Source organism: Mesorhizobium sp. M4B.F.Ca.ET.214.01.1.1 (assembly GCF_004791545.1).
Lineage (GTDB): Bacteria > Pseudomonadota > Alphaproteobacteria > Rhizobiales > Rhizobiaceae > Mesorhizobium > Mesorhizobium abyssinicae.
Window position 1 is genome coordinate 1 of sequence record NZ_SRUX01000074.1, and the last position, 434, is coordinate 434.

1 pseudogene is annotated in these 434 nt (G+C 63.4%); it reads right to left on the minus strand.

Going from position 1 to position 434, the window contains the following annotated elements:
- Nucleotides 1-159: 159 nt before the first annotated feature.
- Nucleotides 160-434 (minus strand): annotated as a pseudogene (gene pyrB / locus EN857_RS33350) (aspartate carbamoyltransferase catalytic subunit); the annotation flags it as partial.

Genomic DNA, 434 nt, shown 5'->3' on the forward strand with positions numbered 1-434 from the left:
GTAACGACGCCCATGCGCCGACCGTCGGCGACAAGCGTCACACGGACATCAAAGCCCGGTCCACCGGTCCACGTGGATCGATCTTTGCGAGGCGCTGTCTTGCATCGGCGACGCGCCGTTGCGCGGATCGTATTCTGCAGCAAATAGCGAGATTGATACCGCCGACTGGTGGCGGATGATAAGGATGTCCGGGCGCATGGCGTTGAGCGACATGGCCGTGTCGATCAGCGTCTCGCCCTTCTTCACCGAGGAGCTTGCCACCGACATGTTCATGACGTCGGCGCCAAGCCTTTTCCCGGCCAGCTCAAAGGAGGACTGCGTGCGCGTCGAGGCCTCATAGAACAGGTTGATCTGGGTGCGGCCGCGCAGCGTCGAGGTCTTCTTTTCCGGCTGGCGCGAGATCGCCACGGCCTGGTCGGCGCGATCGCGCAGCA